General features: G+C 52.2%; 24 protein-coding genes. 10 read left to right on the top strand and 14 right to left on the bottom strand.

Going from position 1 to position 25,290, the window contains the following annotated elements; translation table 11 throughout:
- Window positions 1–153 precede the first annotated feature (153 nt).
- From ABFD83_00360 to recG, 3 genes are all read right to left on the bottom strand, one after another.
- Window positions 154–759 carry a hypothetical protein gene (locus ABFD83_00360; protein ID MEN6355515.1) on the bottom strand — a complete coding sequence of 202 codons (606 nt, stop codon included), beginning with the start codon at window positions 757–759 and terminating at the stop codon, window positions 154–156.
- Between the two features lie 311 nt (window positions 760–1,070).
- Window positions 1,071–1,550, bottom strand: coding sequence for a hypothetical protein (locus ABFD83_00355; GenBank protein MEN6355514.1), 480 nt, complete (start codon window positions 1,548–1,550; stop codon window positions 1,071–1,073).
- Window positions 1,551–1,760: 210 nt separating this feature from the next.
- Window positions 1,761–3,884 carry an ATP-dependent DNA helicase RecG gene (gene recG / locus ABFD83_00350; protein ID MEN6355513.1) on the bottom strand — a complete coding sequence of 708 codons (2,124 nt, stop codon included), beginning with the start codon at window positions 3,882–3,884 and terminating at the stop codon, window positions 1,761–1,763.
- A gap of 198 nt (window positions 3,885–4,082) precedes the next feature.
- Here recG and ahcY point away from each other — a divergent pair, with 198 nt between their 5' ends.
- The 3 genes from ahcY to ABFD83_00335 all read left to right on the top strand — a co-directional run bounded on the left by ahcY (window position 4,083) and on the right by ABFD83_00335 (window position 8,121).
- Window positions 4,083–5,492: an adenosylhomocysteinase gene (gene ahcY, locus ABFD83_00345; GenBank protein ID MEN6355512.1), complete on the top strand. Its 1,410-nt coding sequence runs from the start codon at window positions 4,083–4,085 to the stop codon at window positions 5,490–5,492.
- Between the two features lie 172 nt (window positions 5,493–5,664).
- Window positions 5,665–7,359 (top strand): AMP-binding protein, encoded by a 1,695-nt coding sequence (locus ABFD83_00340; GenBank protein ID MEN6355511.1) that lies wholly within the window; start codon window positions 5,665–5,667, stop codon window positions 7,357–7,359.
- 24 nt (window positions 7,360–7,383) lie between these two features.
- Window positions 7,384–8,121, top strand: a complete 738-nt coding sequence (locus ABFD83_00335; GenBank protein MEN6355510.1) for an alpha/beta fold hydrolase — start codon at window positions 7,384–7,386, stop codon at window positions 8,119–8,121.
- Between the two features lie 61 nt (window positions 8,122–8,182).
- Here the strand turns inward: ABFD83_00335 and ABFD83_00330 are convergent, their stop codons facing one another.
- From ABFD83_00330 to rpsF, 7 genes are all read right to left on the bottom strand, one after another.
- Window positions 8,183–9,235, bottom strand: a complete 1,053-nt coding sequence (locus ABFD83_00330) for an NDP-sugar synthase (protein MEN6355509.1) — start codon at window positions 9,233–9,235, stop codon at window positions 8,183–8,185.
- Between the two features lie 61 nt (window positions 9,236–9,296).
- Entirely contained in the window at window positions 9,297–9,653 is a 357-nt protein-coding gene (locus ABFD83_00325) for a four helix bundle protein (protein ID MEN6355508.1), read from the bottom strand.
- Between the two features lie 79 nt (window positions 9,654–9,732).
- Window positions 9,733–10,842, bottom strand: coding sequence for a DegT/DnrJ/EryC1/StrS family aminotransferase (locus ABFD83_00320; protein MEN6355507.1), 1,110 nt, complete (start codon window positions 10,840–10,842; stop codon window positions 9,733–9,735).
- 144 nt (window positions 10,843–10,986) lie between these two features.
- Complete coding sequence (locus tag ABFD83_00315; protein ID MEN6355506.1) at window positions 10,987–12,075, bottom strand: SIS domain-containing protein; 1,089 nt, start codon at window positions 12,073–12,075, stop codon at window positions 10,987–10,989.
- Window positions 12,076–12,183: 108 nt separating this feature from the next.
- Entirely contained in the window at window positions 12,184–12,435 is a 252-nt protein-coding gene (gene rpsR, locus ABFD83_00310) for a 30S ribosomal protein S18 (protein MEN6355505.1), read from the bottom strand.
- Window positions 12,436–12,449: 14 nt separating this feature from the next.
- Window positions 12,450–12,878, bottom strand: a complete 429-nt coding sequence (locus tag ABFD83_00305) for a single-stranded DNA-binding protein (protein ID MEN6355504.1) — start codon at window positions 12,876–12,878, stop codon at window positions 12,450–12,452.
- A 59-nt stretch (window positions 12,879–12,937) separates the two neighbouring features.
- Window positions 12,938–13,435, bottom strand: a complete 498-nt coding sequence (gene rpsF / locus ABFD83_00300; protein ID MEN6355503.1) for a 30S ribosomal protein S6 — start codon at window positions 13,433–13,435, stop codon at window positions 12,938–12,940.
- Between the two features lie 219 nt (window positions 13,436–13,654).
- Here rpsF and ABFD83_00295 point away from each other — a divergent pair, with 219 nt between their 5' ends.
- The 7 genes from ABFD83_00295 to ABFD83_00265 all read left to right on the top strand — a co-directional run bounded on the left by ABFD83_00295 (window position 13,655) and on the right by ABFD83_00265 (window position 20,891).
- The gene (locus ABFD83_00295) at window positions 13,655–14,644 is read left to right on the top strand and encodes a LacI family DNA-binding transcriptional regulator (protein MEN6355502.1); all 990 of its coding nucleotides are present in this window, start codon (window positions 13,655–13,657) and stop codon (window positions 14,642–14,644) included.
- Window positions 14,645–14,655: 11 nt separating this feature from the next.
- Window positions 14,656–15,657 (top strand): Gfo/Idh/MocA family oxidoreductase, encoded by a 1,002-nt coding sequence (locus ABFD83_00290; GenBank protein MEN6355501.1) that lies wholly within the window; start codon window positions 14,656–14,658, stop codon window positions 15,655–15,657.
- A gap of 189 nt (window positions 15,658–15,846) precedes the next feature.
- Entirely contained in the window at window positions 15,847–17,136 is a 1,290-nt protein-coding gene (locus ABFD83_00285) for an L-alanine-DL-glutamate epimerase (protein ID MEN6355500.1), read from the top strand.
- Window positions 17,137–17,213: 77 nt separating this feature from the next.
- Window positions 17,214–18,440, top strand: coding sequence for a carbon-nitrogen hydrolase family protein (locus ABFD83_00280; GenBank protein MEN6355499.1), 1,227 nt, complete (start codon window positions 17,214–17,216; stop codon window positions 18,438–18,440).
- Between the two features lie 167 nt (window positions 18,441–18,607).
- Complete coding sequence (locus tag ABFD83_00275) at window positions 18,608–19,066, top strand: ATP-binding protein (GenBank protein ID MEN6355498.1); 459 nt, start codon at window positions 18,608–18,610, stop codon at window positions 19,064–19,066.
- A gap of 57 nt (window positions 19,067–19,123) precedes the next feature.
- Window positions 19,124–20,155, top strand: a complete 1,032-nt coding sequence (locus ABFD83_00270) for a lysylphosphatidylglycerol synthase transmembrane domain-containing protein (GenBank protein MEN6355497.1) — start codon at window positions 19,124–19,126, stop codon at window positions 20,153–20,155.
- 73 nt (window positions 20,156–20,228) lie between these two features.
- The gene (locus ABFD83_00265) at window positions 20,229–20,891 is read left to right on the top strand and encodes a hypothetical protein (protein ID MEN6355496.1); all 663 of its coding nucleotides are present in this window, start codon (window positions 20,229–20,231) and stop codon (window positions 20,889–20,891) included.
- A 280-nt stretch (window positions 20,892–21,171) separates the two neighbouring features.
- Here ABFD83_00265 and ABFD83_00260 read toward each other — a convergent pair whose 3' ends face one another.
- The 4 genes from ABFD83_00260 to ABFD83_00245 all read right to left on the bottom strand — a co-directional run bounded on the left by ABFD83_00260 (window position 21,172) and on the right by ABFD83_00245 (window position 25,053).
- The gene (locus ABFD83_00260; GenBank protein ID MEN6355495.1) at window positions 21,172–22,209 is read right to left on the bottom strand and encodes a potassium channel protein; all 1,038 of its coding nucleotides are present in this window, start codon (window positions 22,207–22,209) and stop codon (window positions 21,172–21,174) included.
- 5 nt (window positions 22,210–22,214) lie between these two features.
- Window positions 22,215–23,669 carry a hypothetical protein gene (locus ABFD83_00255; protein ID MEN6355494.1) on the bottom strand — a complete coding sequence of 485 codons (1,455 nt, stop codon included), beginning with the start codon at window positions 23,667–23,669 and terminating at the stop codon, window positions 22,215–22,217.
- A complete protein-coding gene (locus ABFD83_00250; protein ID MEN6355493.1) occupies window positions 23,666–24,436 on the bottom strand; it encodes a type III pantothenate kinase in 771 nt (256 codons plus the stop codon). Before ABFD83_00250 ends, ABFD83_00255 begins: the two co-directional genes overlap by 4 nt.
- Before the next feature lie 107 nt (window positions 24,437–24,543).
- A complete protein-coding gene (locus tag ABFD83_00245) occupies window positions 24,544–25,053 on the bottom strand; it encodes a CAP domain-containing protein (protein ID MEN6355492.1) in 510 nt (169 codons plus the stop codon).
- Window positions 25,054–25,290 lie beyond the last annotated feature (237 nt).

Here is a 25,290-nt window from a genome sequence, read left to right as displayed (position 1 = left end):
ATCTGCTTCGGGTCCTGTGGCATTTCCTTGAATCGCGGCATTACATCAATCCTCCCATATAGGAGTTCGACAACTATACCGCAAATTCATGTCTCTTCGCTTATTCTTTTTGAGACAGCTTCAGGGTCTCCCGAAACAACGAACGAATACCAATTAAGCTCGAAATACTCGCGTCCCAAATACACATTCAGATAATTTCCCTAATGTCGGCATTATTATTTGGACTGTACACGCTGCAACCCCGTAAAATAATAGTGAACGGCCTAACGCTACTGCCGCTTGCATAAAAATTAAGTTGATTACTAGAATGGCTACAATAAAAACGTCAGTCAATTCTGTATACTTTCTGCAAATAGACCATTGCCAAACTAATTGTCCAATTGCTAAAGCCAATAGCAAATAACTACTGGCTGAACCAACAGGAAATTGTAATATTTGGAAGTCATTAGCATTTGCCAACTCAACCGTATTACCATAAATCACAATAAACAATAGTAATGTGGCAATTTGCCCTAATAGCATACAGCTAATAGGAACTATTGTCCGATAACTCTTTACTAATTCAAGGCTATTATTTGCACCACTTTCGAAGTAGCGAATTGCATAGAAAGTCCATAAAGATGGCCATAACCACCAAGCAAGTCTAGCCAAGACATTTGACGATATCAACACACCCATAAGACCAGCAGGGGCTACGCGGACAGAGTATGAAACAATTAATAGACATAGCGCTGTTAAGCCAGATAATATTAAAGGCATTGTTTCACTCCAATCTAATAAGGATTAGTTGTTTCGGGACACCCCTGTCCCGAAACCTCCAATGCCTTAGCTATAGTGTCTCTACCCTATCAATTACCTTTGTGCGCCCGGCGGCTCCGGCAGCGTCACTTTGTTATGGGTGTTAGGCTTGTCAGTTATTTACTGCTGCCGAAGCAACGAATATCTCTAACTTCATCATTTGCCAACAGCGGTTGCCATTGAGTTATTAGTTGCTTCGGTTGCAGAGCCGCAGGCGGCGCGGCCGAAGCCAGCCTCGCAGAGGCCGCAAACAACCCGGGTTTGTCTACCCGTCAAATCGAGATATCTCCCCAGTCATCGCATCGAAATACCGGGGTGCAAGCATCCATAAATAACTGCCGGAAACTCGAGTGCTCCCAATCCTCCGGGTTTACAACTAACTCGCGACGCAACGGGTTCCTGTGTAGATAGTCCATCTTCGTCTTTAGAACTTGCCGTGAATACAGCGGAAGCACATTAGGCCGCTCCTTCCAGAAGCCTCCACCAGGCTGCATCCGCTTGGATGTTTCTCCCAGTGTTCGACTCAAAAAGGCCTTAATGCTATCTCCCCGCTCGGACCACAGAATTATATGGAAATGCTCAGGCATAATCACATATGCCAAGACACGAACTCTATGCGCTTGCCTTGCGCGGTCCCACTGTTCATAAAGTATCATAGCGCCCGGCCCTATAAGCAGCGGCCTGAAATCAGACACACTAGCTGTGCAAAAGTGTGCGTGATTGTCCAGATAGTAGTTATGCCACCTGGCCATAGTGTATCACCGTTACGCTTTAGTTGCTTCGGTTGCAGAGCCGCAGGCGGCGCGGCCGAAGCCGTCTGCAAATGCGTTACGCTTCTCTTCGCGACCTACGGTCGCGGCTTCGGCCCCTTCGGAACCGAAGCAACCTGTTATATATCCAACATCTGAGATTATAGCAGCCCATCCCTTCCGGGCTTTCCACTCTCAGCTTTCCACTTTCCACTAGCTAACCACCGCCAACTGCAGTTCATCATACTTCTTAGTCAAGTCATGGCGCAGAGCCTTGAATGCAGGATGCCCCAAATCAGGATCGCGCTCGATCAGATCAAAGGCCTCTTTTCGCGCTAACTCCAAAATAGGGATATCCCGGAAGATATCGGCTATCTTGAGGCCAGCCATGCCGGACTGCCTGGTGCCGTAAAACTCGCCGGGTCCGCGCAGCTTGAGGTCTTCCTCGGCTATAGTGAAGCCGTCGCCGGTGGATGACATCACCTGCATGCGCTTGATCGAGTCAGGCGAATTGCCTTCGCAGATCAGCACGCAAAAGCTCTGCTCATCACCTCGCCCGACTCGACCTCGAAGCTGGTGGAGCTGGGCCAGACCGAACCTGTCCGCGTCTTCGATCACCATGCATGTAGCATTGGAAACGTCCACACCGACCTCTATCACCGTGGTTGAGACGAGTATCTGTATCTCACCTGCTCGAAAGGCCTTCATCACAGCGTCTTTCTCATCTGTCTTCATCTGACCGTGCAGCAGCCCGATCTTATAATCGGGAAACATCTCGGTCTGCAGAAACTCGGCAAGCTCACTGGCTGCGCGGGCCTGGAGCTTGTCGCTCTCTTCGATCAAGGGACAGACAACATAAGCCTGCCTGCCCTGATCGATCAGGGTCCGAAGCGCATGGTAGACCTTTTTGCGCTCGCCTACCTGTTTCCAGTGCGTGCGGATAGCCTTTCGACCGGGGGGAAGCTCGTCTATTATCGAGACGTCCAGGTCGCCGTATATAGTTAATGTCAATGTGCGCGGGATAGGGGTCGCGGTCATAACCAGAATGTCCGGGTTCAGGCCCTTTTCCATCAGCGCAGCGCGCTGCAGAACGCCGAACCGGTGCTGCTCGTCCACGATCACCAGTCCCAATTTATGAAACTCGACGCCCTCTTGAATCAGGGCGTGAGTGCCTATCGCAATCTTTGTCTGACCCGATGCTATCCGTTCGATCACCTGCCGGCGCTGTTTGCTCCGCAGACTCCCCTTGAGCAGATCGACAGAAATCTCCAGCACGCCCAGGTTCTCGAGCATTCGAGTGATCCCCAGATAGTGCTGCTCGGCCAGAATCTCAGTCGGAGCCATCAGCGCTGCCTGATAGCCATTACGCACGGCGATCAGCATAGCCGCCAGAGCGACCGCAGTCTTGCCGGAACCCACATCGCCCTGCAGGAGCCGGTTCATGCACAGCGGCCGGTCCATATCCGCCGCTATCTCTTTTATTACACGCTTTTGAGCTTTTGTAAGCTCGAACGGCAGAACTAATCTAAGTTCTTGCTCAAAGTTTTCGGGCATCTTAAATGCAATGCCATGCCCGGGCATCTCCATCCCGCGCTTTCGCAAAGCCAGCGCGAGTTGAAGCAAAAACAGCTCTTCAAAAACCAGCCTCTTCCTGGCCGCTTCCAGAGCCGCCATACTTTCCGGAAAGTGAATATTGCGCAGCGCCTCCCCGATATCCATCAGGTCCAAACGGTTGCGCACATCCTCCGGTAAAACCTCGGGCACAAGCGGCACATAAAGGTCCAGCACGCCGTGTATTGCCTTGCGGACCTGGCTCTGAAACAGCCCCTCGGTCAGCGGATAAACCGGAACTACCCGCCCGCTCGAAAGAGGATCGGAGTCCTCACTGTAAGGCTCCCACTCAGGGGTCGCAATCTCCATGCCCCACCGGCCCTCGGCCACAGTGCCGTAGGCTACGATCTGCCTGCCTTTGAGCTTAAGAAACTGGTCCTTGCGATACTTCTGGTTAAACCAGGTAAGCGTGATAACGCCCGTGCCGTCGTCGACAGCTACCTTTGTGAGCACCAGAGACCCGCGCGTCTTGACGTTATCCGCCGCAAGAACCGTGCCGCGTATCGTCGCCGATTCGCCATGGCGCAGGCTTGCGACCCGCGCGAAGTGCGTACGGTCCTCATGACGCCTCGGGAAGTGATAGATCAGGTCCCGTACAGTAAAAATGTCCAGCTTCCCTAATATGCCGGCCAAGCGGGGCCCGACGCCTTTTACGAACTGGACATCCGTATCCAGAGACCGGGCCGAGGACAAAGAGCTGGACTGCGTGCGTGCTTGCGTTGCCATCTGGGCTCCAATTCAACCTCGTAATTATATCGACACGAAGCTGTCACTGTCAAATTTGAGGGGATTGAGGGATTTGCTTTCAGTTGCTCATAACGCAAAAAAATGGTAGGATTCTTTGATGTGCCAAGTTCTGCGCAGTTATTATAGCCTTAGCTCATCTTCATATTATGCCGCAAATTAAAAAGGAGAACCTTATATATGATAGCAACCGAACTTGATTACTTTGTGAAAGACATTGGCCTGGCAGACTGGGGCAATAAAGAGATATCGATAGCCGAAAAAGAGATGCCCGGACTGATGGCGACAAGGGAAAAATACGGTCCCGCAAAACCTCTGGCTGGCGCGCGGATTATGGGATCGCTCCATATGACGATACAGACGGCCGTGCTGATCCAGACCCTGGTCGAGCTTGGCGCGGATGTCCGCTGGGCAAGCTGCAATATATTCTCCACACAGGACCATGCCGCAGCCGCGATCGCAGCTTCAGGCACTCCGGTGTTTGCGTTCAAGGGCGAGTCGCTTGAAGAGTATTGGGATTTCACCAAGAGGGCGATGACCTGGCCGGACGGCGGAGGCCCAACGCTGATAGTCGATGACGGCGGCGATGCGACTCTGCTTGTCCATCGAGGTTATTATGCCGAGAATGACCCTTCCATCGTTGATCAGCCGACGGATAACAAAGAACTGGCTATAGTAAACAGCGTGGTAAAGAAGTCTATAGCCGAAAACCCGAACTTCTTCCATAAGATTGTCGAGAACATCCGCGGTGTCTCTGAGGAGACGACTACGGGCGTTCACCGCCTCTACCAGATGATGGACAGAGGAGAACTGCTCATTCCGGCGATCAACGTCAACGATTCCGTCACCAAAAGCAAGTTCGATAATATCTACGGCTGCCGCGAGTCGCTGGTGGACGGCATTAAGCGCGCAACCGACGTTATGATCTCCGGCAAGACCGCTCTGATCTGCGGATATGGTGACGTGGGCAAGGGCTCGGCGGAATCTCTGGCGGGCCAGAAAGCACGAATTATGGTCACCGAGATCGACCCCATATGCGCACTGCAGGCCTGCATGGCCGGTTACAGCGTGACCACAGTCGAGGACGCGCTACCGTATGCCGACATATACGTCACCTGCACAGGCAACTGCGATATCATCACTGCGGAGCATATGTCCAAGATGAAAGACCAGGCAATTGTCTGCAATATCGGCCATTTCGATAATGAGATCCAAGTCGATGCGATGAAAGCCTTGCCTGGTGTAAAGCACACAAACATCAAGCCGCAGGTGGATGCTTTCACATTCCCCGACGGCCACACTATCTATCTGCTGGCCGAAGGCCGACTCATCAACCTCGGATGTGCGACAGGCCACCCGAGCTTTGTTATGTCAAACAGCTTCACCAACCAGACCCTCGCCCAGATCGACCTGTGGACAAACGATCATAAGGTCGGCGTATATCTGCTGGACAAAAAGCTGGATGAGGAAGTAGCCAGGCTCCATCTTAACAAACTCGGCGCCAAGCTCACCCAGCTAAGCCAGAAGCAGGCGGATTATATAGGTGTGCCGAAGGATGGGCCGTTCAAGGCAGAGCATTATAGATATTAGGTAACATAGGCTGAATGATATCCCTCCAGGTATCTTACCTGGAGGGTAAGTCTGCAATCTCTTTTGGGCCAGGACTGCCGAGTCCCGGCCCAATAATTCATGCCTGCCGATGGAGGTTTAGCGGCCACACTTGTTGAAGTGGGTAATATAACAATCTGTGACAGGAGCAGACGTGGACAGCAGTTTTCTTGACCGGTATGTGTCACCATCAGAATTTTCGTCCTATGAGGACTTTAAGGCGAATTTCAGGATAAACGTTCCTGACAACTTCAATTTCGGGTTCGATATCGTAGACGACTACGCACGGCTTCAGCCTGAAAAGAAAGCGCTTGTATGGTGCAACGATAAGGGCGATGAGCGCATATTTACATTCGCCGATATAAACGCGCTCAGCAACAAAGTCGCCAATTACCTCATCTCCCTCGGCATCCGCAAGGGAGACACGGTAATGCTCATCCTCGGCAGACGCTACGAGTATTGGCTGTGCGTGGTTGCCCTGCATAAGATAGGGGCGGTCGCTATTCCGGCGAGCCACATGCTTACAGGACGCGATATAGTTTTCCGTAACAACTCAGCCGACATAAAGATGATAATCGCCTCCGACGAGCCGCACGTGTTGGATGCCGTGGATGAATCCGTGGAGCATTCTCCTACGCTCAAGCACAGGATTATTACTCATGGTCAGCGCCCGGGCTGGCAGAATCTGCACACTATGATGGAGCCGGCATCCGACAAATTCGACAGACCCACCGGTGATGATGCGACAACCAATGACGACACCCTAATTTTATACTTCACCTCCGGCACCACAGGCCAGCCTAAAATGGTTCGGCACGATCACACCTATCCACTCGGACATATCCTGACCGCAAAATACTGGCAAAACGTGCAGGACAACGGTCTGCACCTGACCGTTGCCGACACCGGCTGGGCAAAAGCGGCCTGGGGAAAGATTTACGGCCAGTGGATAGCAGGCAGCGCGGTATTCGTATACGACTACGACAACAAGTTTGATGCGAAAGGCATGCTTGCCGCGATGGCAAAACATTGTGTGACCACATTCTGCGGCCCCGCGACGATATATCGAATGATCGTCAGGGAAGACTGCTCGAAGTATGACCTGAGCTCTTTGAATTATTGCGTGGTGGCGGGAGAACCGCTCTACCCCGAAGTGTTCAACAAAGTTCGCGAGTGCCTCGGTCTTAAAATTATGGAAGGTTTCGGGCAGACCGAGACTACGGTGTCGATAGCCAATTTCCCCTGGATGGAGCCTAAGCCGGGTTCAATGGGCAAGCCCTCTCCGGGTTATGAGGTCGATATGCTCGATGACGATGGGCGTCCGTGCGCTGCCGGTGAGGAGGGACAGATCGTCTTTCGGACCGATAAATCCAAGCCGGTCGGTATGTTCTGCGGATATTTCAAAAGCGCCGAGCTGACAAATGCCGCCTGGAGAGACGGCATCTATTATACCGGCGATATAGCGTGGAAAGACAGCGACGGCTACTACTGGTATGTAGGCCGCGCTGACGATACCATCAAGAGTTCAGGTTATAAGATCGGTCCGTTCGAGGTCGAAAGCGCCTTGCAGGAACACCCCGCCGTACACGAATGCGCGATCACAGGCATACCCGATCAGATTCGCGGCCAGATAGTGAAAGCGACTATAGTGCTTAACCCAGGATATGTCGGCTGCGACGAACTGGCGAAAGAATTGCAGGACCATGTCAAATCGTTCACCGCACCGTATAAGTATCCGCGCGTAATTGAGTTTACCGATGCCCTGCCAAAGACGACCAGCGGCAAAATCTGCCGGCACAAGATCAAGCATGCCGATATGCAGAGACTCGCTGCTGCTGTGGAAGCTTGATGTAGCCAAAAGGAGACAGGTGCCATGAAGACAATCCCCTTTGCAGTTGTTTGTATGTTGCTCACAGGGGCTGTGATCGGTGAACCCGCGGCGCAGCCGGTTAAAGATGTTCAAGAAGAATGCTCGTTTACAAAAACGATCTCAATTCAAGTACAGGCAAATTACTTGCTTAGCTTACCTCGCGACTATAACAAAGACAAGAAAACACGCTGGCCGCTGGTGCTTTTTCTTCATGGAGCAGGAGAACGTGGTGACGATGTCAAGAAAGTTAAACTGCTCGGCCCACCAAGAATGGTTGCGGACGGTAGGGAGTTTCCATTTATACTTGTCTCACCCCAGTGCCCCGAGGATTCTTGGTGGGATACCCAAACAGACATGCTCTCTGCTTTACTCGATGAAATTGAGACCAAGTACAGGGTCGACAAAGACCGTATATACGTTACCGGTTTAAGCATGGGTGGTTTCGGAACCTGGGCTCTGGCTGTAAAAGAACCCGAGAGGTTTGCTGCAATCGCCCCAATCTGTGGGGCAGGAAACCCCAAAAAAGCAGCCCTCATTAAAAACTTACCGATGTGGGTTTTCCATGGCGATAAGGATGATGTGGTAAATATCGAAAACTCCCAAAAGATGGTAGACGCCGTTAAGGCTGCCGGTGGAGAACCGAAGTTCACCATTTATCCGGGTGTAGGACACAATGCTTGGACGGCAACTTACAACAATGATGAGTTCTGGTCATGGCTGCTGGCACAGCGGCGAAAGTAGTCCTTACTGTACTAGCAACCGGTGTTGATATTAGTTGACCAGGGTTTTCCGGCCTACCAGTCTACTCGTGATTGCCGTTGCGCCTTATGGGGTCGACAATAACACCGTCGAAGACAGCCGCGCTGGACTTCACAGAGCACTTGTCGCCGACCACACAACGTTCGAGCATTGTATTGCGCATTACTGTGGCGCCGTGCCATAGCACACTCTGTTTGACCACCGAGCCCTCTTCCAGGACACAATTATCGCCGAGAATCGAATACTCAAGCAGCTTTGCGCCCTTTTCGATCCTGCAGTTATTGCCGATCAGGACGGGATAACCGATCTCGGCGGTCGGGTCAATCTGGACATTCTCACCCATCCATACATACTTCTTCACCTCTGAGCAGGGCAGCTTTACCTCTACACGGCCGCTGAGCGCATCCCTATGAGCTTCCCTATACTGCCTGAGGCTGCCGACATCTTTCCAATAGCTGCGCGTGAGGTAGCCATAGAACCTGCTCTTTTGCTGCAGCAGCAGTGGGAAGACATTGTTACCGAAGCCGTATGGTGTCGCCTTGGGGATGAGTTCGAGGACGTGCCTGTCAAAGATATAGACACCGGTGTTTGCCGAATTGCTGAAGATGACCTCGCCCTTTGGCTTTTCGAGGAACCGGGTGATGCGTCCGCGATCATTGAGCAGCGCTATGCCGTACTCGGAGGGGTCGTCTACAAGCGAGAGCGCGATGGTGGCCATGGCCTTCTTCTCTTCGTGGAACCTTACCAGACGCCTGATATCTATGTCAGCCAGGTCGTCACCGCCGACCACTACGAATGTTTCTTCATCAAAAAAGCTTTCGCAGCGCTTCACGCTTCCCGCGTCGCCCCAGAGCTGGTCTTCGGGAGAATAGTGGAGCTTGACGCCCCACTTCTTGCCGTCGCCGAAATACTGCTGAATCTGGTCGCCCAGATAATGGAGGTTGACCATTATCTCCTTAAAGCCGTTTCTCGCGAGCAGCTCTACTATATGCTCCATAACCGGCTTGTTCACTATCGGGACCATCGGTTTGGGCATATTTCTGGTTAACGGATCGAGCCGGGAACCTACACCGGCGGCAAGAATCATGGCTTTCATGGGCGGAGACCTCTCTTGCGAATTTTGAATTCTAAATTCTGAATTTTGAGTTCCAGAACTGTCATGTGGACTGAGGTTCCTCTTGCACTGTTTTGACAATGGAAACAAGGATACGAATTAACTCATTCACAGCAGCCAATTCGATGGCAACTGATTCGTCTACCAGATTTGATTCGTTCAACAATCGCAGCCAATATCTCGTTTCACGAGCTTCCTTGGCGGCAATGGACATCTTTGAAAGGAAGTCTTTCCGACTCTGTGCCGACACAGCCTCCTCGACATTTGCTCCAATGCTTGTTCCCGCTCTTAGCAACTGTTTCGAAATCACATACTCGCGTTTGTCTACGAGTCTGGTATAGAGACTAATAACATCCAATGCAAAGCTAAAGCTCTTTTTATGAACAATGCTTTCTTTCACGCACCCACTTATCCCCAACTCAGAATTCAGAATTCAAAATTCAGAATTTGAAACGCATGATTTGATACGCTTCAGTCGTTCAGCCAAGTTCCACAAGAGATGCTCTTATAGCTTCAGCTACCTGTTTGCGTTCCTCGGCTGCCAGCTCGGGAGAGACGGGAATGCTCAGGCATTCTTTTGCGATTTTTTCCGTCTCGGGGAAATCACCGGGTTTGTAGCCAAGATTGGCATATGCACGCTCAAGATGGAGCGGGTGCGGGTAGAACACCTTTGACTCGACTCCACGCTCAGCCAACTTTGCGCTGAACTCTTCACGCTTTGACACACAGACCGTAAACTGATGGTATACATGACAATTGTCGGGTTTTGCCACGGGTAACTTTATCGGCAGATCTGAAAGCCGGTCTATGTAGTATTTCGCGTTGGCTCTTCTGGTCTCGTTCCACTCATTGATTTTCTTGAGTTTCACTCTCAAAACAGCAGCCTGTATGGCGTCCAAGCGGCTGCAGAAACCCACATATTGGTAGGAATACGTTGCATCCTGACCATGCACGCGAAGCGATCCGGCTTTCTCCGCTACGTCAGCGCTGTTGGTGAGTATCATCCCGCCGTCCCCACATCCGCCGAGGTTCTTTGTCGGATAAAAACTCAGGGTAGCTGCGTCGCCATAAGCGCCGATACCCTTGCCTGTGTATTTTGCTCCGATAGCCTGGGCGCCATCATATATGACCTTCAGCCCGTGTTTTTTTGCGATCTCAGTGACACCGTGTAAGTCGGCGCACTGGCCATACAGGTGAACCGGCAGTATGGCCTTTGTTTTGGCCGTAATTTTCTCTTCGATCTTATTGGGGTCCAGATTATAGTCGGCAGGATCGATATCGGCATAGACCGGCTTTGCGCCGACTATCATAATGGCTTCGGTTGTCGCGACAAACGTGAAAGGAGTCGTGATAACTTCATCGCCGGGACCGATGCCGTTTGCCGCCAGCGCTATTACAAGCGCATCCGTTCCTGAGTTAACGGCAATGCCGTATTCGGCCTCACACAGGTCTGCAACCTCTTCTTCGAGAGATGACACATTCGGCCCGCCTATGAACCAGCCGGATTCAAGCACTTCGCCGACAGCCGCTGCCAGCTCATCCTTCAGTGCATAATTTTGTGCTTTTGTATTGACAACCGGTATAGTCAATTTGATATCTCCCTCAGAAATAGAAGTTATATGTAAGAAGTTGGAAGTAAGAAACCTCAACCTCTCAATTTATATAGCCGGAGACTTCATGCATGGTCCAGTTGCTTCGGTTTCGAAGAAGCCGAAGCCGTAAAGCCTGCATGGCTATTCGGAGACCTCTTCTCCTGCGCCACCGGTCTCGATCCGGCTCGCGAACTCGGTAGCCGTCGGGTCAACCCCGTATAGAAATGCAAGATAGACACTTACAAAGTCAGCCAGATAAATGCCATACAGCAGCTTCTCGATATTCGTGTTACCTTTCATATCGAGATCAACAACACTACAATCACTGAGCAGTTTTCCTGCCGCGTTCATTTGGTCGGGAATTTCACTCTTGTCTTGCGCGTCGGTTAGAAAAACGAACCCGACCTTACTGCATCCTTTGCCGGTGAGTTCCCAACCCGATATCGATCCATCAATTACGTCAGGGAAATTGCCACGGCAGGCAGCAGACTTGGCATTGGAACTGATCTGAACTTTAAGGCGTTCGGCTACAACCGAGCGATAACCCGTAGCGCCGAATATGACTGCCAGCTTATCTTTAAGCATCAAGGCGGCCTGTTTGGCGACATTTCGTTCCTGCCGCACCTCACTTCTGAGACTCTCACGCGCGTTTTTGATCAGTCTGATGCCGTAGGAAAGCTTCTCGATCTGGCCCGTCAATAATTCCATCGTCTCCAAAACGGCAATGACCGGAATAAAGAGATAGCCTATTGCGGACCGCGCAGGCTGGCCTAAAGGGAGCTTGATCACCGTTGTGCCGTCTTTGGCGGCTGCTTCGTTGAGTTTGCCTCCACCGGTAACACATATAATGGTAGCGCCCCTGAGCTTGGCTTCACGATAATTGCTGAGTGCAGAAGAACTCTTGCCGGTATAATCAATGATAAATACCAGAGAGTTTTCTTCGATGTAACAGGGAAGGCGACCGCCATGATCGCTGAAAATGGGGATTGAGATGTCTTCGCAAACAGCTTCGACGATTATATCGGCCGCTGTCGCACAACTGCCTGTTCCGGTGACAAAAACCACGTTGGGGGTGAAAAGCAAAGGTTCTATAGGTAGACTGCGTCCGATCCCAAGTGCTGTCTCGCACTGCTCGGGCAGTTCCCTGACGAGCCTGAGCATATTCCTCTTGTCCACCGCTTGCATCTCCTCCAGATTGTCCAAGATCGGTGTCGGCTGCTCTGTACTCATTTTTAACTACTCCTAATGCAATTTTGTTCAGCCAAACGTCATAGTCGGCTCAGTGGATGTTTTTCCACTGAGCCGCGGTATCACAAAGAACTGAACTGGCGGAATTTCCTATTCCGCTGTGAAAGGCAGCAACGCGATTTCGCGTGCCCTCTTGATCGCATGGGTAAGAGAACGCTGATGCGATGCGCATGTCCCCGTCGTCCTGCGCGGCAATATCTTACCGCGTTCGGAGACGAACCTGCGCAGCCGGTTGGCGCTCTTGTAGTCTATATAGTCAACCTTATCCACGCAAAACGTGCATACCTTCCTGCGTACTCTTTTATATTTAGAGGGTTGGCCGCCTCTTTTAGGTGCTGGCATAACGCCACCTCCATCTATTCTTCGGCAAATGGATCGTAATCCATGTCCGATTCAATGCCTCCCGCGGGCACTTCCGGCGAAGCTTCATAGTCCGATGTCGGCGCTGCTGCCGGCTGCTGACCTTCTTTAGGTTTGTCAAGCCCCTGAATATTGTTCACAACAACTTCAGTGGCATATCTTTTCTGTCCGTCTTGTCCAACCCAGCTTCGTGACTGCAAAGAACCCTCTATTGCAACAAGTCTGCCCTTATGCAGATAATTTGCCGCAAACTCAGCTCTCTGCCTCCATGCCACCAGATTGAAAAAGTCGGATACTTTCTCGCCCGTCTCTGACTTAAAACGCCTGTCGACGGCGATCCTCATTTGACATACCGCAACTCCGCTCGGAGTATACTTCAACTCAGGATCCGCGACCAGCCGGCCGATCAGCATTACGACATTCATATTAGCCTCCTCGGATTCAAGCAGTGCCTGCGCACTGCCGCCCACTTCTGGCGTCGATACTACTCTTCTTTCGGCTCTTCCTGCGCAATTTCCTCCGTGGCAACAGATTCTTCGGCTGCCGGAGTTTCCTCTGCGGGAGTCTCCTGGACCCCAGCTTCCTGCGCGGCAGGTGCCTGCTCAGCTTCTTCGGCTGCCGGAGTCTCTTCAACGACCCTGGCGGACGCCTGTGCGCGCTCGACATATGAAGTATCGATCCGCTCGGGTTCGACTCGCAGGATGATGTGCCGTATTATCTCGTCCGAAATTCGGAACACACGGTCCAGTTCCTTTTCGACGTTCGCCTCGCCGGTAAAATACATAAGTATGTATGTGCCTTCGCGGCGCCCTTTGATCTCGTAGGCCAGTCGTCGCTTGTCCCATTTTGCATGGGCCTGGACCTCGCCGCCCTGATCCGTCACGAGTGTGGAGTATTTATCGATAATGGGGCTGGTCTGCTCGTCGGTAAGCGTGGAATCGACAATGTACATTGCTTCGTAGTTACGTATCGTGGTATTCACCTCCCCTCGGTCTAATGTCGGTCCCGATCATCAGTCGGGACGGAGAGTGCAGCCGGAGCGCTTGCGGCGTCCGGATTCCTCACTCAATTGTGGTCGAGTATAGTCGACGGGTTATTATATCATGTTCCAAAAAGCATTACAAGAACTCTTGACCGGCGCAAAGGATGATGTTATTATGCAATCGATTGCGGTCAATCGATTTACTTACCGAGAGGTACAATGGGCATCACTATTTATGATATTGCCGGGCAGTTAGGGCTATCCGCCGCCACTGTCTCCCGCGTGCTCAATCGTCGTAAAGATGCGCTGATCTCCGAGGCAACACGCACACGAGTTCTGAGCGCTGCCAAGCAAATGGGCTACAAACCCAACACCATGGCACGCGCGCTGGTGACAGGCAAGACTTATAACATCGGACTCTTTGCCGAGGACATGCAGGAGCGCACCGGCCCGCACTTTGCGCGAATGCTGGAGGCAATGGAACCGAAAGCGCGTGAGCTTGGCTATCGGATGGTGGTGTGCGGCGAGCTGGACAGCGTCTTAAGCTCCGGCATGGTCGATGGGATTGTCCTGCTTGCCTCATCCCATCCACAGCTCACTTCCCAGTTCGATCATATCTCGCGCATATTCGTTCACCCATCACCGGATGTTGCCCCCAACAGCGTTTGCTGGAACGACCAAGAAGGCACACGCAAGGCTCTGGATTACCTGCTGAGCCTGGGGCACCGGAGCATCGCGGGGATATTGGGCGACATCAGACCGGAAACGGAGTCTTATAGTCCAAAGGTAGTCGGCTTCCGCAGGGCTATGGCGGAAAACAATCTGCATTGGCGCGAGTATATCGGCACGAAAAGCACGGACCAGTTTGGAAACGGCTATCTACTGACCAAAGAATTGCTCGCCGACCCGGGCGACGTGACGGCGCTCTTTGCCCGCAACGACTTCATCGCGCTTGGAGCAATGAAGGCTATTATGGAGAGTGGCCTGTCTATCCCCGATGACATATCAGTTATCGGCTACAACGATACGATTTTGGCCCGCTGCGCATATCCCGGTCTGACATCAGTTCATACGCCAATTGCCGAGGCGGGCGTAATCGCAGTGGAGCATCTGGTTGAATCGATTGAGGGAGATAATGAGGAATTTGTAGGGGCGGCGCTCCCGACATCGCTCACGGTTCGCGATTCGTGCGCTCCGCCAAAAAGGTAGAGGTTATTGTTATGAAAACACTTAAAGTCGGGCTCATCGGCTGTGGAAATTTCGCGAGAGCAATACACATTCCGAATATAAGAAAGAATGACAAATATCGGTTGCATGCAGCCATGGACATCAACGAGTCGGCAGCCGGAGAAGTCGCGCAAGACAGCGGCGCTAAATACTGGACGACCGACCTCGACAGGCTGCTTGCGGACAAAGAGATCGATGTGGTGTTCATAACAACACGGCATAATCTGCATGCCCAGCAGACGATTAAGGCCGCCAATGCCGGAAAGCATATCTTGTGCGAGAAACCTATGGGGATGAACCGCGATGAGTGCAAGGCTATAGCTGAGGCGGTCAAGAAAAACAACGTCAAATATACTGTAGGCTATAACAGAGGAATGGCTCCGTTAATCACTCAAGCCCGCGATCTGCTCAAAGACCTTCCGGCAAAGAAACTGATCTACCACCGTATTCAATCTCCCCTGCCGTCGGATTATTGGGTCAATGACCCCAATATCGGCGGAGGACGGTTTATCGGTGAGGGATGCCATATATTCGATCTGCTCTGCGAGCTTGTCCAATCGCCGCCTGTGGGCGTCTATGCCTCCGGCGGCACTTTCCTCGACCCCAGCCTGGTCAAGATTCCCGACAGCGCAGTCGTTACGATCACGTTCGCGGATGGGTCGGTAGGCACCACACTCATTGCAAGCGCGGGGTGCGATAAGTTTCCCAAGGAGTCCACTGAGATCTACTGTGACAACCGTGCTATCCACATCAAGGACTTCAAAGAAATGGACTATTACGGCTGGGGCGATCAACCGAGTAGTATTGCGCTGGATGCGGTAGACAAGGGCCAGGCGATAGAAATCGACCAGCTTGCCGATGCGATCCTGGGCGATACCCCAAGCCCCAATGGTCTCGTGAAGGCTGCGCGCGCAGCGGTTATCAGCTATATGGTGAACGAGTCCATTGCAAAGGGCTCTCCCATAGCCATCTCCGAATCTGATTATGTTTTCTGAGTCTAACTTTCAGTTGTCAGGTTGTCGGCTGGCCTGGCCATTAACTCTGACTCCTGACAACTGATACTTTTTGCATTCCTTTTTATGCCTCCAGCTCTGTATCCCTCCAGGTATCTTACCTGGAGGAATGCATGAACAATTTGAAGCAACCGGATACTCAGAAAAATCTGGGGAGCGTAATCAACACCTATGATCGAAATCAAGAGGACAAACAGCAACTTTGAACGGGAGCCGCTTATATCCGCATTCGGCTTTAAGGGCGGGTATTTGAGCGAGCTTTGGCAGAGCGTGGCATTGGTGGAGAGCGCGGGCGGCTGCCGCGGCGTCGGCCTGGGCACGCAGAGCACCCTCTGGTCCGACGCTGATATCTTCACAAGCAACTCAGAGGCAGCGGGTAACAGCCTGATGTATCTGATAACCGCTTATGCTCTCAAGCTAGCCGAGGGCATGAGTTTCGATACACCGCTTGATCTTCTCGATAAGCTATTGCCTGCCGCTTATGAATATGGCAAGAAAATTACAGGCACTGACTGCCTGCGACTGACGTTTGTCCTCAATGCTCTGGTCGCGGTAGACAATGCCGCCTGGCAGCTCCACTGCGCCGAAAATAAGATAGCCGGGTTTGATGATATGATACCCGCAGATATCAGACCGGCGCTGTCATACCGCCACCAAAAGCTTGCTAATATTCCACTTATGACCTACGGTGTGCCGCTTGAGAAAATAGTTGAAGCGGTCGATGAAGGCTGCTGCCTGCTCAAGATAAAGATTGGCTCAGACCCGGCCCGTGACGGCGACCTCGATAAGATGCTCCAGTGGGATAAAGACAGGCTCTCGGCAATTCACAATGCGGTTAAGGATCATGAGACTCCGTATACCGAAAGCGGCAGGGTGCAGTATTATCTGGACGCCAACGGCCGCTACGACACGAAAGACCGGCTCATGCGTCTTATCGATCATGCTCAGAAAATAGGCGCTCTTGAACGGATTGCCATATTGGAGGAGCCGTTCTCTGAGGAGGCGGAGATCGATGTCACGGATATACCGGTCCGGCCGGCAGCGGATGAAAGCGCTCACTCGGACGCAGATGCCGTTAAGCGGATAGATATGGGTTACAGAGCAATCGCCTTGAAACCAATCGCCAAGACAATGAGCATGAGCCTTAAAATAGCAAAAATCGCACATGAGCGCAACGTGCCATGTTTTTGCGCGGACTTGACGGTTAACCCCGTTCTGGTTGATTGGAATAAAAACGTCGCGGCAAGGCTCGCGCCGCTGCCGGGTATGCGAATCGGCGTGCTGGAATCAAACGGCCGGCAGAACTACCTGAACTGGGACCTGATGAGGTCCTATCACCCATGCTGCGGGGCGCCATGGACAGATCCGGTCAATGGTATTTATAGCATGAGTAAAGACTTCTACGCAAAAAGCGGAGGCATCCTGCTTACCGGCGACCATTACGCCGAGATGGTAAAATGAGCCTTAACTGATTGTTAATCCCTGCAGGTGCCCCTATATCCCTCCAGGTATCTTGCCTGGAGGGCTGGTGAGTTATCATGAGCGCTTCAGATAAAAACCTGGTCTCAAACCCGACATTCGCCTGTAATGCAGACGGATGGAAATTCGTGACACCCAGACCTGAGCTTGCGCCCGGTCACAGCATAAAGCCGGGTCGGCTTGTTCTTGCAGCTAATGGCGACAAGCACGCATTCGGCTGCTGGCAGGGTAAGGCTGCGCTGGAGGTCGGCAAGTGGTACCGGGCAAGTGTGCGGGTGCGCACAAAAGATATTGCTGACCCCGGGCTGTCGGTTTTCGCTCAGGTAGCGCAGCACTTTCTGCTTCCATCCGAGCCATGGGCAGATGAGACGCTGCTCGAACAGACATTCCAACACTCCAATGGATCGGACGGCAGCAAGATCGAGCTGTTTCTTCGCGCCGCCGACAAGGGTGAGATCGAGTGGTTTGATCCGCATGTCGAGAATATTGAAAAACCTCAGCCACGAATGGTCCGCGCGGCAACTGTGCGCTTTGGCGATAATGCATCACCCCTCACACTCTCTGACCAGCGCGAAAGAATATCAACCAAGCTCGATATGGCCGGAGCAATTAATGCGGATATTGTGTGTCTGCCGGAGCTGTGTGCCGTAGTAGGCGTTCCAAAGAGTAATTATGGAAGCTATATGGATATCGCGGAGGAACCGCCGTCTGGCCCGTGCTGCGAACTGCTTTCATCCAAAGCCCGGCAATATGGTATGTATGTGCTTGCCGGTGTAATTGAGCGGCAGGGAGATTATCTGTTCAACACCGCTTTGATATTCGGCAGGCATGGCGAACCGGTCGGCAAATACGCTAAAACCCACCTTACATTCGGCGAGCTTCAAGACGGCATCTCGTGCGGCGGCAGCTACCCCGTCTTCGATCTGGACTTCGGGCGTATTGCCATACATATCTGTTACGACCAGTGGTTTCCGGAGGTATCCCGGTATTATGCTCAAAACGGAGTGGAGATACTCTTTCTGCCTGTGGTCGGCGGCAAACCGATTACATGGCGAGTTCGTGCATTGGATAACGGAGTATATTTCGTATCTTCGTCAGTGATGCCGCCGAGTATGATAATAGACTCCTCCGGCTCGATCATTGCCCAAACTCATGGTGACGGTGTCGTCTATGCCGACCTTGACCTGAGCTATCGCAAGGTGAACTGGTATGGCGATCCGACTCTTTCCTACGGCATGCCATGCGCGATTGAACAAATGCGCAACGTCATTGATAACGACATATGAGAGCTCCTGTAAAGCTCGGAATAGTAATCCCCATCTGCCTGCACCGGCTCGGCACAATCTGTTAGTGTTTTATCGATAATTGCGCCGGGTACATAGAAAATAACCATTTTGCCGTTAATGGCGAATGGGCATTAAAACAGCCAATGTTCAACAAGAGGTAATGTAAAATGATCTCGGCATATGAGCATGGCAATGACGAAATCGAGATAAAAGTGCCGTGCAAGCCTGAATATGTTCGGACCATACGCAGGGTGATCGCGGAGTTTGCCGCTTCTTATGAGATGCCTAAGATGGCGATTGAAGAAATTGAGGTTGCGGCCTCGGAGGCGGTGACCAATATTGTGCGTCACGCTTACATAAACCCTAAACGTATGCCGCATGTTAGAGTAAAGTGCGCGCATCGCAGGTATGGTCTGCTCGTCGAAGTGATGGACAGGGGACGGGGTTTCCGTGCTCCTGCGGACGGCGTTATTCCGGAAGTCGATATTGATTTCGACCGCGAAGGCGGCTACGGCATTCTCCTTATCAAGTGCCTTATGGACACTGTCAACTACATCTCCAATCCCGATGAGGGGACAAAAATCAAGATGACAAAAGCCGTGCACGGTATACCCGCGCTCAGATAGGGTATTCAGTGTTCGTTAGTGCAATAATGCCCTCTTGACGGCAAAAGGACGATTTGCATGAGGCGACGTTGGATATTCTGGCTGCTTGTCTTTGTTTTTGTCGGATTAGTAATCGCTCGCTTTGATGAAGTCCGCCACCTGGCTATCACACTCTCGCACGGGCACTGGGGATGGGTGGCGGCGGCGGCTTTCGGACAGTTGCTTTTTTACGTCCTTTACGCCGCCATATATGAAGTCTCATTTTCAGCCGTAGGTGTTCATTCACGTATATTCGATCTGCTGCCGGTAGTTTTTGTTTCTATCTTCGTCAATGTCGCGGTGCCTACCGGGGGAACAAGCGGGATGGCGCTCTTTGTCGATGACGCATCCCGCCGCGGCCAGTCACCTGCACGCACCGCTGCAGGTCTGCTTCTCGTGCTGGCGGCGGACTTTTCAGCATTCACCGTCCTGCTGGGCCTGGGGCTCGCCAACCTTGCCACTCTGCGCGATCTGAGTAACTATGAACTGGCCGCATCCAGCATTCTTCTCGGCATTATTGCCGCTTTGGCTCTTGCTCTGTTTCTCGGTCTTTGGCGGCCATGGCTGCTCCTGCATACGCTGCAGGCAGTTCAAAAAGCCGTGAACGGGATAGGCAGCCGGTTTAAGCGAGCTAATCTGCTGTCGGAACACTGGGCAGCGGATAATGCTATGGAATTCGCGGCTGCTTCCGCCGCCATAGCTGCACACCCGGTCAAGCTGACTAAAGCCTTCGGGATCTCTCTATTGGCTCACCTGGTTAATTTCGGCAGCCTGTATGCTCTGTTCCTTGCATTCTATCATCCGATACCCCCCGGCTCGCTCCTTTCGGGCTATGCAATCGGCAACCTTTTCTGGATAGTCTCGATCACGCCGCAGGGTGTCGGGATAGTGGAAGGCGTAATGACCCTGGTATTTGTCACGCTGGCCGTGCCTGTCGGGCTTGCCGCCATAATTGTGATCGCTTACCGCGGTCTGGGTTTCTGGCTGCCAATGATTGCCGGCTTCTGCCTGCTTCACCGTATCAGGTCATTCAAAGATATTGAATATATTCAGTCGGATAAACATGCATAATACACGATTCATTCTTGTTTTGTGCAGGAATAATAATAGTGAGATAGCATTCGTGCTTTTGAGGAGGCATGAAATGAAATACGCAAAGTTAACGCTTATAGGCGTGATGCTGATTCTTGCTGCATCAGTCGTATTGGCGCAATGCCCGACATGTGTGCAGCCACAAAAGATGCAGTGCCCTGCATGCATCCAACCACAGGTGCAGTGCGTCCAGCCCTGTCCGCAGGAGTGCCCTAAGGCTTGTCCCTGTCCGGCAGCGGTTCCGGCTGCAATGGGGGCAGGACCGGCGGCTGACCTGCAATGTCTTGAGTGCCCTAACTTTGATCCTGCATATGCAGAGAAAATGTTTGGCCAATACAGCACAATTGCTGCCGTGACCGCATACGGCGCGCAGCACGCGACCAACAGCAACTTGCGGGCCATCTCCCGCGAGATCAACGGATATATGAACAGCGCAGCCGCAAAGCTGCAAGGCTATTACGGCACACTGACGTGCGCACAGCTCTCGGCAGACTGTGGAGCCGGTAGTGACATAATCGCGCAGTTCCCGTGCGACTGCTTCGACGGAGTGTATGCGACTACACTCTCGCAACTGCTGAATCAAGCAAGAGCGGCTGATACGCTCGGATCAACCAGAGCAGTCACGCCGGGGATGAGACAGCAGGCCCAGTTCCTCACATCAAAGGAAGGAAGCTGGATATTCCGTCTGAACAGATGGGTTGGCGATAATCAATAACCCAATTTATCAATGCGACCCGGGTCAGGATTTTTACGGTCCTGACCCGTTTCATAAAGGGGTGTATGTCAAATTTGCGGAAAAGGAGGTTGTTGCGATAGAGGAAATTTGACCGCGACTTTACTGCTCTCCCCGCTTAATTGAGAAGCGGTCGAACAGGAAAATCGCTGAGTTTGATGTGCCTCAAAAGAGTTGTTCCCGAAAAGCCCCTCGCGCAGCAAGGTATCGGGGTATTCGCCCGTGCAGTATAAAGGTCATTTCACGGCTGAATTCTCTCCGTTCACGCTTCGCCTGTTTCCTGCGAGATGTTGGGGTTAGCGAGGGCAATCGCCTTATCGAGTTGTTCCGGAGTGCCTATCACGATAAGCACATCTCCATCGTGGAGAAGCTCGTCCGGGCCGGGGTTTGCCACCATTTTGCCTGAAGTCCTGCTTACTGCTATCACCGTTACGCCCGTTTTATCCTTTAGGCTGGACTGGCTTATGGATTGCCCGATGAGCTTTGATCCCGAGCTGATACTCAGCTCTTCAATCATCATTTTGAGGTCGTCGGTATGCATGGCAAGCTCCAGAAAGTCCAGCACGTTGGGACGCAGCACCGACTGGGCCATTCTTTTTCCGCCCATCACATAAGGCGACATCACTCTGTCGGCTCCGGCCATCTTGAGCTTGTCTTCATTCTCTTCCTGAATGGACCGGGCGACTATGAACAGACTGGGATTAAGGGCACGGGCGCTGAGGGTGATGAAAACATTGTCCTCGTCAGTCGGAGCGACGGTAATAAGTCCCTTGGCGCGTTCGATTCCCGCCGCCTTGAGGGCTTTGTCATCACTTGCGTTTCCCTCAATGAATGGAATATCCTGCGCGACGAGTTTGGGAAGCTGTTCGGGGTTGCGCTCTATCACGCAGTGACCGACGTCCTCGCGCTGCAGGTCTTTGACTATCTGCTGTCCCATTCTGCCGAAGCCGCAGATTATAAAATGATTGCGCAGTTTGGAGATTTGTTTTTGCATACGTTTCCTCTGTATTGCGTGCCATATCTGTTCGCCGACCAGAGCCTGGATAAGACTCGCGCCGGCCCAGAAGACTATAGTGACGCCGAAGACAATCAGGACGATTGTAAATACCTTGCCGGGGACGTTGAGCGGGTGCACGACCTCATAGCCTACAGTGCCCAGGGTAATAACCGTCATATAGAGCGAATCAAGCAGGCTCCAGTTCTCAAGTATGTGATAGCCTGCCGTACCGAGAGCCACCAGGGCTACTAACGCAACCAACGCCAGCCTGAAATGTCTTATGGGATCATTCTGATAATCCAATCGGTTCACCAATGTATAGCATAGATTTGCGCGTCCTGCATTTCCAGGCGCAGAGTTATTGCATCGTAACAAAACTCGTCCAGTGAATGTCCTTTCCAGCTCAATACATGACCTGTGCTCTCGCCTGAAACCGGATCGAAACAGCTCTTGTCATATCCGGGCAGAGGCTTCCCAAACAGATCGCACAACTCAGCCGAAAGCTTGCCACTAATGTTAGCATCGAGTTGCAAGACTTTACCTGCCGGGATAAATGGTTTGGTCAAAAGTCGTCCTGCCTGATTATTGTCCGTCGACAACCCGGCGAAACGATTTTTAAGAAACCGCGCAGCACATACGATCATCCGCCCGCTGTCTTCGGACTTTGGCGAACTCCACCAGTCATGTGTCCGGTTTGTTCCCTGATACAGCATCAGCCAGTAATCTCCGGCGTCCAACAGTCGATTGGGAGCAATGACCATCTTACTGTCACAGTCATCGTCAGAGCCGCGCGTCAGCCATGGCAGGCGAAGAGGCCTCTTCCAACTGACGCCATCTGTGCTGAAACAAAGCTCGATGTCCATTGTCTGCGAGGCGCACGGATAACGTCCGAGGAACCCGAACCGCCAGCCGTCTTGTTTATGCACGCTCAAGTAATAGAACTGCAGATCCAGCGGGTCGGCTGCGTCCGGGACTATAACTATTTCAGGATCGCTGAAAGTCAGGCCGTCGCTGCTTGTCCGGCGGTGGATCGTCCTTAGCACATTAGGCGCGTTGTCCTTATCGACGTGCCGGTCGCTGCCCTCAGGGTTGGGCAGCAGCCACACGGAGTACATTTCATAACCGCCCGTCTCAGGGTCTGCGTAGACATATGTGGCGTCATTTGACCTGAGCGCTTTCAAATTCATGGGGCTGCAGGCGGTAATCCCGCGCTCTGCAAGCTTACGCGCATCATCGCAGCCGACAACTTTTCCCTGTGAGACGCCCCAGTCCCCGAACTCGGAAGTGTGACAGAGGACGGGATGATTGAAATCACTTATATGCCAGCGGATGCCGTCTTCGCTCTCTGCAATCACGCAGCGAATGCGTCTGCCATGAGCCCAGAAATACATGCGCCATCCGGTTTCGGCCAGCCGAAAGACCTGCCCCTGGCAGTATCCGGTGACGTCATCCGGCAGACCGGATATATTTATTTCATTGGCTCCTACCCCCGGCTTGTCATTGAAGCCATATACCGGTCTTTGCCAGTGGATGCCATCATTCGATTCGGCAACTGCAATACGCGGCCCAAGCTCACCCATCCGCGTGTAGTACATTCGGTAAGTGTTATCGCCCAGATCGACTATGGAACCTGCGAAATCTCCCGCGTGCGCACCTTCATCTGAGGCCGGTTCCAGCACCGGCCCGAGTTTTTCTATCTGCCCCGGCGCCAGATGCAGCCCATCACTTTGAGCAATCGATTTATTGTCGAAGAGATATATCATTTGTGAGCGCGCTCGTGTATTATGCGCAGGCCTTCGAGAGTAAGCAGGTCGTCGCACAGCTCAATTGTGCGGCTGTGCTCAGCTATAACAGGCGCCAGCCCGCCGGTGGCAATAACTCTTGCGCCGCCGCCCATCTCCTGCTGAAAACGGTCGACCAGCGCATCTATCTGACCCGCGAACCCGAATATCATACCCGACTGCAGGCTGGAAGCAGTCGTGTCGCCGATAGCTTTTGACGGAGCGACAAGTTGAACACTTGTTAGTTTTGCAGCCCGCGCAACAAGCGCGTCCAGTGATATCTGTATGCCGGGGGCTATGGCTCCGCCCAGATATTCGCCGTCTTCAGAGACGGCATCAAGTGTAGTTCCAGTGCCGAGGTCGACAACAATCACCTTGCCGCCGTATTTGGCATGCGCCGCAACGGCATTGGCGATCCTGTCCGCTCCTACATCGGTCGCCGGATGATAACTTACCTTTATTCCGGTATCGATGCCGGGCCCCAGGACGGTCGGCGAACCAACCTTGAGATGGTATTTTGAGAGCCTGAGCAGGGCGTCGACAGTTGCAGGCACCACACTTGAGACCACCACTCCATCGATCTGTGCAAATGAGATACCGGCTTCATCAAACAGGGGCATAAGCAGCGCGGCGTATTCGTCACCGGTCCTGCGCACGACTGTGCTTATGCGCCAGTCCGCACATACCCTCTGTCCGTCAAAGGCGGCAAAAGTCGTATTTGTATTTCCGACATCAATAGCTAAAAGCATCTTTTGATTTAGTGTTTAGTAATTTATATTGATTATTTGGCAAAAAGAGCGGGCAATTGCTGCTCCGCTCTTTTACTTACTGCACTGCCGATATTTTTCCTGCCTGGCTAATCTATCTGCGCCAGGAAAAGCTCAGTTACCCAAAACTCGCCGTCCGGAGAGATATACACCCCGACCCCCATCTGCTCAAACTTAGGGTCGAGTATATTCTTTCTGTGCTTGGGAGAGTCCATCAAAGCGCTCTGCCCTCTCTGGACGTCAACAACTGAGCAATAAAACAGATTTTCTCCAAGGTATGCCCATGTCGGGGTTGCACCCAGAGCATGTAGATACCTGTCCATAGGAGTCCTAAGACCCGGTGTCGGAGAATAATGGTTAAAATAATTCTTTTCCCACATCTCCCTGCTATGCTCACGAGCCACTTGCACAAGAAGAGGGTTAGACGACAACACCCTCAGGTTCCTATCCCATCGCTCCGTGTTTGTCATATCGACATACTTCTGTTCGATAGCGGACATCTGCGCCGTGACGCTGTTGGAATGCGTCCCCGGCATTGTAGATGCGGAGAAATTGGTACCCAGAAGCAATGTGGCCAAGTAGAGCGATAGTTTCGTCATGTTCTTCCTCCCACGCAAAACTATCTTTCCTTACTTGGACCCCCCAGCCAATCGCTATTTATCGCGCAAGCCTTAAAACCGGCATTTTTACCAGTGCAATTGTTGTGCCAGTCAGGCGTTTTGCGATAAATTTAATGTTCAGGCCATTTGGGTCTACATGCATCGACTCTGATATGTGTGATACCCAAACATCGGAACGCTCTAATGCGAGCCGACGTCAAAGAAAATGCATTGCAT

It is taken from the genome of Armatimonadota bacterium (assembly GCA_039679645.1).
Classification (GTDB): domain Bacteria; phylum Armatimonadota; class UBA5829; order UBA5829; family UBA5829; genus UBA5829.
This window is presented reverse-complemented; position numbering and strand designations above follow the sequence as displayed.

Excerpts from the sequence above, each read along its gene's own strand:
- ABFD83_00255 (MEN6355494.1), bottom strand. The coding sequence starts at position 23,669 with ATGATATATCTCTTCGACAATAAATCGATTGCTCAAAGTGATGGGCTG.
- ABFD83_00270 (MEN6355497.1), top strand. The coding sequence starts at position 19,124 with ATGAGGCGACGTTGGATATTCTGGCTGCTTGTCTTTGTTTTTGTCGGA.
- ABFD83_00275 (MEN6355498.1), top strand. The coding sequence starts at position 18,608 with ATGATCTCGGCATATGAGCATGGCAATGACGAAATCGAGATAAAAGTG.
- ABFD83_00305 (MEN6355504.1), bottom strand. The coding sequence starts at position 12,878 with ATGAATGTCGTAATGCTGATCGGCCGGCTGGTCGCGGATCCTGAGTTG.
- ABFD83_00360 (MEN6355515.1), bottom strand. The coding sequence starts at position 759 with ATGCCTTTAATATTATCTGGCTTAACAGCGCTATGTCTATTAATTGTT.
- ABFD83_00295 (MEN6355502.1), top strand. The coding sequence starts at position 13,655 with ATGGGCATCACTATTTATGATATTGCCGGGCAGTTAGGGCTATCCGCC.
- ABFD83_00355 (MEN6355514.1), bottom strand. The coding sequence starts at position 1,550 with ATGGCCAGGTGGCATAACTACTATCTGGACAATCACGCACACTTTTGC.
- recG (MEN6355513.1), bottom strand. The coding sequence starts at position 3,884 with ATGGCAACGCAAGCACGCACGCAGTCCAGCTCTTTGTCCTCGGCCCGG.
- ABFD83_00265 (MEN6355496.1), top strand. The coding sequence starts at position 20,229 with ATGAAATACGCAAAGTTAACGCTTATAGGCGTGATGCTGATTCTTGCT.
- ABFD83_00245 (MEN6355492.1), bottom strand. The coding sequence starts at position 25,053 with ATGACGAAACTATCGCTCTACTTGGCCACATTGCTTCTGGGTACCAAT.
- rpsR (MEN6355505.1), bottom strand. The coding sequence starts at position 12,435 with ATGCCAGCACCTAAAAGAGGCGGCCAACCCTCTAAATATAAAAGAGTA.
- ABFD83_00290 (MEN6355501.1), top strand. The coding sequence starts at position 14,656 with ATGAAAACACTTAAAGTCGGGCTCATCGGCTGTGGAAATTTCGCGAGA.
- ABFD83_00285 (MEN6355500.1), top strand. The coding sequence starts at position 15,847 with ATGATCGAAATCAAGAGGACAAACAGCAACTTTGAACGGGAGCCGCTT.
- ahcY (MEN6355512.1), top strand. The coding sequence starts at position 4,083 with ATGATAGCAACCGAACTTGATTACTTTGTGAAAGACATTGGCCTGGCA.
- ABFD83_00250 (MEN6355493.1), bottom strand. The coding sequence starts at position 24,436 with ATGCTTTTAGCTATTGATGTCGGAAATACAAATACGACTTTTGCCGCC.
- ABFD83_00315 (MEN6355506.1), bottom strand. The coding sequence starts at position 12,075 with ATGAGTACAGAGCAGCCGACACCGATCTTGGACAATCTGGAGGAGATG.
- ABFD83_00330 (MEN6355509.1), bottom strand. The coding sequence starts at position 9,235 with ATGAAAGCCATGATTCTTGCCGCCGGTGTAGGTTCCCGGCTCGATCCG.
- ABFD83_00280 (MEN6355499.1), top strand. The coding sequence starts at position 17,214 with ATGAGCGCTTCAGATAAAAACCTGGTCTCAAACCCGACATTCGCCTGT.
- ABFD83_00335 (MEN6355510.1), top strand. The coding sequence starts at position 7,384 with ATGAAGACAATCCCCTTTGCAGTTGTTTGTATGTTGCTCACAGGGGCT.